The organism is Neisseria sp. P0021.S006 (assembly GCF_051956895.1).
On record NZ_JBQCWZ010000350.1, the window covers coordinates 1 to 1,442 of the forward strand.

The 1,442-nt window shown below is 44.0% G+C and carries 1 protein-coding gene; it reads left to right on the plus strand.

Annotated features, from left to right (window positions below; translation table 11 throughout):
* Positions 1–155 precede the first annotated feature (155 nt).
* Positions 156–1,442, plus strand: a 1,287-nt coding sequence (locus ACTHUM_RS14020) for a hypothetical protein (protein WP_440403173.1), incomplete at its 3' end; no start/stop codon positions are given.

A 1,442-nucleotide genomic window follows, 5' to 3' on the forward strand; every position in this document is an offset into this window, starting at 1 on the left:
CTTTATATGACAAGTTTCAGACGGCCTAAGACCTTTTATTCCAATTTTCAACCTTTCAGCCACAGTTTTACACCGCCTAAAAATAAGTTGGCGGATGCTGACAGTGTACATAGTATAATTACACTTTAAACAAACAATCTGATTCTATTGCTTTTATGAAACCGTTTTTCTGCAAAACCGCCATTGCCCTCAGCCTGACCCTCCCCGCCGCCGCCAACGCTGCCGAGTATGTCTGCAATGTTGAAGGCATCACTGTTTATACCTCACACCAGATCAACAATACCTGCCGCGTTACCGATTCGTACAGCCTAGTAGAAACAAATGTATCTCAAACAAACACTGAGCAGCTAAATTTGAATTCGACTCTTACAGAACAACAAACAGATCCGAAATTGGTTGGAACACAGAACATTTTCAATAAAACAGAAGTAACAAACCAAAAAACTACTAGATCAACGGCTGATCACTATGTTCCTGTTATAGAAACACAAACGGCAATAGCTCCTGTTGAAACCAAGCAATATCCCGTTAATACTTTCGCCATATTCAATACCACACCTGTTGTTCAAATATACCCCTCTGCACCTATCACTCAGGCACAAACTACCCCTCAGGAAAGTCATAGATCGGATAGCTTTTTCTCTCCTCATACTGAGCAGATATCTACCCAAACTCTCGCCGCCCTGAACGTGCACACTGACCAAGCTACCACCACCCAATTCCTGAATCATTCTCTAGATTTGGAGCCATTGGACAACAAGACAGCAAAAAGTACAACAGCCGAAGAACCGGCCAAAACTGAAGTTACACACACAGAACAAACTGTTTCCAAAACATCGATAAACCGCACAACCAATATTAAAAAAACAGTAACCAAACCACTTAACGCTGAAAACTCTTCTGCATCGTCCGACAAAACCAATATATTAACAGGATCTACAACCGAGATTTTCGCACTGACAGACTCGGTCAAGCCGACCGAACCCATACCAGCGGCAGCAGCAATTCCAACGAAGCCTACCAAAACCCCATTGCCCAAAGCATATGGACCAACCACTGATGCACTCTTCAACGATAAAGATGTCGATAACGACATCAAAATTCTGCTAAATGGTCCGAGCGGTGGCGTTACCAATACTGCCGAAGCTGCTAATCCGCGTCTGAATATCCTCCTACGCAACAGCATACAGAAACGCCAGGCCAAGCAAAATAGCCAGCAAGACATCCGCCGCAAAGCACCGATTCGTACCATTCCTGCAACCATTGCTGCACCACAACCCAAACCTAAAGAAACACGTAAACAGGTATTACAAGGTGAAATTCGCAACGAACAAACCGCTATTATCCGCCTTCAAACCCAGCTGAATGCGGCCAAACAAAAAGGCGATCAGATTAAAATCCAACAGCTGACCCGTACCATCAACGACCGCAAAGCAAATATC